The organism is Rudaea sp. (assembly GCF_036383415.1).
GTDB lineage: Bacteria > Pseudomonadota > Gammaproteobacteria > Xanthomonadales > Rhodanobacteraceae > Rudaea.
Map to the genome: position 1 here is coordinate 1 of NZ_DASVOK010000365.1, position 6,924 is coordinate 6,924.

At 63.4% G+C, this 6,924-nt stretch carries 6 protein-coding genes and 1 pseudogene; all 7 read right to left on the minus strand.

Annotation, left to right across the window (positions count from 1 at the left end; genetic code table 11):
- Positions 1-49: 49 nt before the first annotated feature.
- The gene (gene galU / locus VF497_RS13575; protein WP_330889582.1) at positions 50-934 is read right to left on the minus strand and encodes a UTP--glucose-1-phosphate uridylyltransferase GalU; all 885 of its coding nucleotides are present in this window, start codon (positions 932-934) and stop codon (positions 50-52) included.
- Between the two features lie 33 nt (positions 935-967).
- On the minus strand, positions 968-2,857 hold the full coding sequence (locus VF497_RS13580; protein WP_330889585.1) for a nucleoside-diphosphate sugar epimerase/dehydratase: 1,890 nt from the start codon (positions 2,855-2,857) through the stop codon (positions 968-970).
- An 18-nt stretch (positions 2,858-2,875) separates the two neighbouring features.
- The gene (locus VF497_RS13585; protein WP_330889589.1) at positions 2,876-4,003 is read right to left on the minus strand and encodes a glycosyltransferase family 4 protein; all 1,128 of its coding nucleotides are present in this window, start codon (positions 4,001-4,003) and stop codon (positions 2,876-2,878) included.
- A 9-nt stretch (positions 4,004-4,012) separates the two neighbouring features.
- Positions 4,013-5,196, minus strand: a pseudogene (lapB, locus tag VF497_RS13590) (lipopolysaccharide assembly protein LapB).
- A complete protein-coding gene (locus VF497_RS13595; protein WP_330889591.1) occupies positions 5,196-5,549 on the minus strand; it encodes a DUF1049 domain-containing protein in 354 nt (117 codons plus the stop codon). The pseudogene lapB and the gene VF497_RS13595 overlap by 1 nt, the downstream one beginning before the upstream one ends.
- A 49-nt stretch (positions 5,550-5,598) precedes the next feature.
- Positions 5,599-5,895, minus strand: a complete 297-nt coding sequence (locus tag VF497_RS13600; RefSeq protein WP_330889593.1) for an integration host factor subunit beta — start codon at positions 5,893-5,895, stop codon at positions 5,599-5,601.
- A gap of 156 nt (positions 5,896-6,051) precedes the next feature.
- Positions 6,052-6,924, minus strand: an 873-nt coding sequence (locus tag VF497_RS13605; protein WP_330889595.1) for a S1 RNA-binding domain-containing protein, incomplete at its 5' end; no start/stop codon positions are given.

The following is a 6,924-nucleotide window of genomic DNA, read 5'->3' on the forward strand; positions in this document are numbered from 1 at the left end:
TTTCCGGCCGATTCGGTATTCCGCCGCGAAATCGTTCCAGCCGATCCGCTCAGGAACCCAGGCCCGACTCGCGGATGAAGTCCTTCGTCGCCGCGGCTAGCTTGGGATCCTGCATCGCCATGTGCAGCGTCGCCTGGACGAGGCCAAGCTTGTTGCCGCAGTCGAAACGCGTGCCCTCGAAGCGATAGGCGAGCACGGAGCGCTCGCGGAGCAGCGCGTCGATCGCGTCGGTGAGCTGGATCTCGCCGCCGGCGCCGGGTTCGGTCTTCTCGAGCAGTTCGAAGATGCGCGCCGGCAGCACGTAGCGGCCGACGATGGCGAGGTTCGACGGCGCGACGTCCGGCTTCGGTTTCTCGACGACGAGGTTGATCTTCGCCGCGCGATCAGAGACTTTCGTCGCATCGACGATGCCGTATTTGTCGGTCTGATCGCGTGGAACCTCTTCCACGGCGATCACGCCGGCGCCGTTCTCGCGCATCGACAATTCGGACATCTGGCGCAGGCAGCTCTTGCCCGCATTCCAGATCAGATCGTCGGCGAGGATCACGCCGAACGGCTCGTCGCCGACCACCTGCTTCGCACAGAGCACGGCGTGGCCGAGGCCGAGCGCCTCGGGCTGGGTGACGAAGATGCAACGCACGTGCTTCGGCAGCGTGCCCTGCACGAGCGCGAGCAGTTCCTTCTTGCCCGACTGCGAGAGCTTGGCTTCGAGCTCGTAGGCCTTATCGAAGTAGTCGGCGATCGCGTGTTTGTAGCGGTTGGTGACGAAGATCAGCGTGTCCGCGCCCGCGTCGACCGCTTCGTCGACCGCGTACTGGATCAGCGGCCGGTCGAGCACGGGCAGCATTTCCTTGGCAACGGTCTTCGTCGCCGGCAGGAAGCGCGTGCCGAGGCCGGCCACGGGGAATACCACTTTGCGCATCGGTTTCGCCATTGTCACTCCTCAAACAAAAGCATCAAAAATTCTTCACGCCTGTCCGCGCGCGATCGGCACGACCTCGGCCTCGCCCTCGTCGCGCCAGGCGAACTCGGGCAAGAGGTTCGTCAGGCAGCGGCGCAGCGTTTCTTCATCGTAGTCGCGCACGGCCTGCGCCGCGCGCGCGAGCTGCGCGTTGAGCAGGTCCCAGGACATGCTGCGCGGCTGTGCGAGGAAAATCTTCGCATGGCTCGTGTCGACGTAATTTTCCTGCGAATGGAACAGCTCCTCGAACAATTTTTCGCCGGGGCGCAGGCCGGTGTAGACGATGTGCACGTCGCGGCCCGGCACCTTGTTCGCGAGGCGGATCATCTGCTCGGCGAGATAACTGATCTTGACCGGCTCGCCCATGTCGAGCGCAAAGATCTCGCCGCCCTGCCCCAGCACCGAGGCCTGCAGGATGAGCTGGCAAGCTTCGGGAATCGTCATGAAGTAGCGCGTGATTTCCGGATGCGTCACCGTAACCGGCCCGCCGCCGCGAATCTGCTCGCGGAACAGCGGCACGACGCTTCCGGCCGAATCAAGCACGTTGCCGAACCGCACCGTGATGAAACGCGTGCGCGAACGCGCGGCCAGGTTCTGGCAGAAGATTTCCGCGGCGCGCTTGCACGCGCCCATGACGCTGGTCGGGTTGACCGCCTTGTCCGTGGAGATCAGCACGAAGCCGCCGACGCCGTACTTGTCCGCCGCCTGCGCGACGGTCTGCGTACCGAGCACGTTGTTGCGGAACGCCTCGCGCACCTGCGTCTGCAACAGCGGCACATGCTTGAATGCGGCCGCGTGAAACACGATCTGCGGCCGTGCCTGCGCGAACACGCGATCGCAGACGATCGCATCGCCACAATCGCCGAGCACGGCATTGAAGACGAGGTCGGGGAATTCCTGTTTGAGCTCCTGCTCGATCCGATAGAGATTGAATTCGGACAGTTCGAGCACGGTCAGCGATTCGACGCCGAGGCGCGCGGCCTGGCGGCACAGTTCCGAGCCGATCGAGCCACCGCCGCCGGTGACGAGCACGCGCGCGCCGGAGAGACCGGTGCGGATTGCGGTCCAGTCGAGCTGCACCGGGTCACGGCCGAGCAGGTCCTCGATCGCGACTTCCTTGAGTTCGTTGAACGCCATGCGTCCGGCGACGACGTCCTGCAGCCGCGGCACGGTGCGGAACGCAACACCGGTCGCCTCGCACAGTTCGACGATGCGGCGCATCTGCGCGTTGCTCGCCGAGGGCATCGCGATCAGCAGCATCTGCGCGGCAACTTCGCTGGCGATGTCGGGCAGTTGCTCGATCATGCCAAGCACGGGCACGCCGTGCACCTTGGCGCCGCGCAACTGCGCGTTGTCATCGAGGATACCCACCGGGCGGTAGCGTCTCTCCTGCGACAGCTCGCGAATCAGTGTCTCGCCTGCGCGTCCGGCGCCGAGCACGAGCACGCGCTTGGCAGGCACGCCCCGCGTGAAATCCAGTCGACTGTCTTTCCAGTATCGATACGCGAGCCGTGGCAAGCCGAGAAACACCGCGAGCACGATGGGATAGACGACGAGCACCGCGCGCGGCACGGTATCCAGGCGATTGTAAAGAAACAAGGCGATGGCAATTCCCAGTGCGCCGAGCGCGCTGGCGCGCAGGATATTCCACAGGTCGGGCAGGCTGGCAAAACGCCACAACCCCTTGTACAAGCCGGTCCACCAGAACACGCCACCCTGCACGACGAGCACGATCGCCGTTTCCGGCGCCCACCACATCGATTGCAGCGGCGCGTTCGGGGCCACGCTGTAACGCAGACCGTGTGTTACCGTCCACGCGAGCCAGACCATCGCGAGGTCATGTAACACGACGGCGAGGCGCGGGTGAATCGTGGCGATCAGTTTGCGCGTGCGCATCGAAAGAAAAATCCCGTTTTATACTTTTAGCTTTCCGCCGTTCTTCACGTGCTGCAAACACCAGTGTTTGCCGGCGAGCCATAGGGCCACCGCAGCGGCGTATAAGACCGCGCACGCAATCAGTTCGTTCCGTTCCAGGAAAATTCCAGTACCGTGATCCAAACCAGGTTCCGGCACTCGGTTAAGCAACCACAAGACCGGCGCGACAATGCAAAGGTTCCACGCCATATAGCATGCGACAACGCGCGCATGCGACAGGCCTGCGCGCACCATCCATTGGTACAAGTGTTCGCGATGTGCACTATACCAGCGCCGACCCCGCAGCATGCGCGAGGCCAGAGTGCAGGTCGCATCCGTGACGAACGCGGAACACGCTATGATTCCGCTCAGCGCGACTGGCCGCATCGGTCCGTAATTCGCCCCCTCCGAAACCGCGATCAGCACGGCCACGGCAATCAAAAATCCCAAAACGCCGCTGCCGACATCGCCCATGAATATGCGGGCGCGCGGAAAGTTGAACGGCAGGAATCCGAGCACCGTGGCGGCGAGCACAAGCAAGGGCGTCCTGAATTCGGGCTGCAGGGAACACAGCGTCGCCAACGCGACAAACACGAAGATCGCCTGACAGGCGAGCAATCCATTGATGCCATCCATGAAATTGTGGAGATTGATTGACCAAACGACGGCAGTCGCGATCGTCAATACCAACAAAATATCCGTCCAGGAAGGAAGTGAAGACGCCTCGTGTTCGGCGGCGATGAGTACCGTGATGACTGTCGGAATGATCAGGACGGCGATGTATTGCACCACGATGCGCACCTTGGCGGACAGGGAGCGATGATCGTCAATCCAGCCCACGCCCGCGATCATGAGCACAGGAAGCATGGTCAGAAGACCGTAGGTCGACAAATACCAGCCGCGCCAGGGCAGACAAAAACAGATCAGCACCGCGACGACGATGCCAATGCCACCGCCGCGCGGAGTCGGTACGACATGAGAGCGCCGCCGGCCAGGAAGATCGATCAAATCGCGGCGGCGCGCATAGTGCAGCGCAATCCAGGTCGCCGCCGCCGAGATCGCAAAACTCGCGCCGATCAAACCGAAGGAAAGCAGGGCGCTGGGAAGAATCGGCGAGGCGTCGGACACGAACGCGCCCTACTCGCCCGCCACGCCGTGCAGCGGTCGCACCGAACCCCAGGTCTTGCAGCTCGGGCACTGCCAGTGATGCGACTTGGCGCCGAAGCCGCAGCGCGTGCAGCGATATGCAGCCTGGCCTTCGAGCAGGCGACGGGTCAGGTCCTGCAGCACGAGCAGATTGTCGCGCGCCGGACCTTCGGAGCGGTGCAGATCGGTGACGATCAAGGTCATCAGGCCGCGCACCGAGGGACGTTGGCGCAACTGGCGGGTCAGGAATTCGATCGCGATCGCTTCGCCGCGCGTGCTCGCGAACAGCTTGGCCAGCGCGATCACCGGGGCGACGCCGTGCGAGCGGTCGATGTTGTCGAGCAGGAATTTTCCGCGCGCTGCATCTGGCCAAGGCGCGCGTAGCAATCAAGCAGTTGCGGCAGGATCTCGGGCACGAAGTCGACGTCGAGCGTGGCAACGCGTTCGAACGCGGTGACCGCTGCCTTGACGTTGCCCTCCTGCAGCTCGAGGTGGCCGAGCACGATCTGCGCGCGCACGCTTTCGGGCTGGCTATGCAACGCCTGGTCGATCCACTTGCGCGCATCGTCGAACTGCTTGGCCGCTCGCGCCTGTTCGGCGAGCTCGCAATAGAACTGCGCGATCGTCGCGCCCTGTGATTCGCCGGTGATCTTCTCCATGCGCCGGGCGTGCTCGATCGCCTTCTCCCAGTCCTTCTCGTGCTGGTAGATGCCGATCAGGTGCTTGAGCGCGGATGGCGCCTGCGCGTCCATCGCGACAAGGTCGGTGAACAGCGTTTCGGCGCGGTCCAGAAGACCCGCACGCATGTAATCCTCGCCGAGTTCGAGCAGGGCGATCGTCTTTTCTTCCTCGGACAGATTCGGCCGCGCGATCAGATGCTGGTGCACGCGGATCGCGCGATCGACCTCGCCACGACGGCGAAACAGGTTGCCGAGCGCGAGATGCGTCTCGACCGTGTCGCGGTTGTACTCGGCGAGCTGGAGGAACACCTCGATCGCCTTGTCGGGCTGCTCGTTGAGCAGGTAGTTCAGGCCGCGGAAATAGCTCGACGACAGTTCGGATACGCGCGCATGGCGGCGGCGCTCACTGCTGCGCTTGCCCAGATACCAGCCGGAGACGGCAGCGGCCGGCAGCAACGCGGCGCAGACCAGAGCGAGGATTTGTACGGTTTGCATCAATGGTGGTGCCCGGTATCCGATTGATGATGCCCGCTATCCCATTGATGGTGTCCCATATCCGGGGAGGCCTGCAGAGCCGGAAGAGACCGTTCTTCCGCGGTGGTGGCGTATCCCGCTGACTTGCGCATCTGCGTACGCAGGCGCCGGCGCAAACGCAACACGAGACCGAAATAGACGACGGCACCGCCGAGCAGCCAACCGAGCAGGGCCGCGGCAATCAGCATCGCGCCCTTCGGTGCCGTCAGCGCCGCGAAATAGAAATCGTAGGCAACAGCGTCGCCATTGAGTGCACCGAAGAGCGCGCCCACCGCGGCGAAAACAAGTATCAACAGAATCCAGACCAGACGCATGCGTGAGCCGAAAGTCGCTACGCCTGCGATTATCGCAGATCGGATGGATTCAGGGCTTGTCGGCCGGAATGCCGTTCACTCGCTCGCGCAGTTCCTTGCCGGGCTTGAAATGCGGCACGTGCTTGCCGGGCAGCGCGACCGGCGTGCCGGTCTTCGGATTACGCCCCATGCGCGGCGGGCGGAAATGCAGGGAGAAGCTGCCGAAGCCGCGTATCTCGATGCGCTCGCCATGAGCCAGCGCCTGGCTGGCCTGATCGAGAACGTTCCTTACCGCGAGTTCGACGTCGTTGAAGGCAAGATGACTTTGCCGCGAAGCCAAGGCTTCGATCAGCTCCGACTTGGTCATGGTTTCTTTTTCCCCCGAAAAAGCGACTCAGCCACGGATTGCATGGATAAACACGGATGATGCAAAAATTTCCTGATCCGCGTCCATCCGTGCAACCCGTGGCCTGTGTTTCTTGTCGTCTACCCGGCACGAGGCCGGGTAGACCATTGCGCCAACTCAGCCTTTGTTGCCGAGCTGTTCCTTGAGCAGCGCGCCGAGCTTGGTCGTGCCGCCAGCGGCCGACTGGTACTCTTCGAGCGCCGAGGCCAGTTCCGCCTCGTCCTTCGCGCGGATCGACAGCTGCAGCATGCGGCCCTTGCGATCCATGCCGGTGTACTTGGCTTCGACCTTGTCGCCGACCTTCAGATGCTGCGTGGCATCTTCGATGCGTTCCTTGGCGATGTCGTTCGCACGCAGATAGCCCTCGACGCCGTCGCCGAGATCGATCGTCGCGCCCTTGGCGTCGACGGCCGTCACGGTGCCGGTGACGATGCTGCCGCGCGGATTCGCCGCCATGAACTGGCCGAACGGATCCTGCTCGAGCTGCTTGATGCCGAGCGAGATGCGCTCACGCTCCGGATCGACCGCCAGCACGACCGCCTCGACCGTGTCGCCCTTCTTGAACTGGCGCACGAGGTCTTCGCCCGTGGCCTGCCAGGAGATGTCTGATAGGTGGACGAGGCCGTCGATGCCGCCGTCGAGACCGATGAAGATGCCGAAATCGGTGATCGACTTGATCTGGCCGGAGACCTTGTCGTTCTTCTTGTGGATCGCGGCGAACGCTTCCCACGGATTCGACTGGGTCTGCTTCATGCCGAGCGAGATGCGGCGACGCTCCTCGTCCACATCGAGCACCATGACCTCGACTTCGTCGCCGACCTGGACCAGCTTGGCCGGGTTGACGTTCTTGTTGGTCCAATCCATTTCCGAAACGTGGACGAGGCCTTCGACGCCCGGCTCGAGCTCGACGAAGCAGCCGTAGTCGGTGACGTTGGAGACCTTACCGAACAGGCGCGTGCCGGTCGGATAACGACGGCTGATTGCGACCCA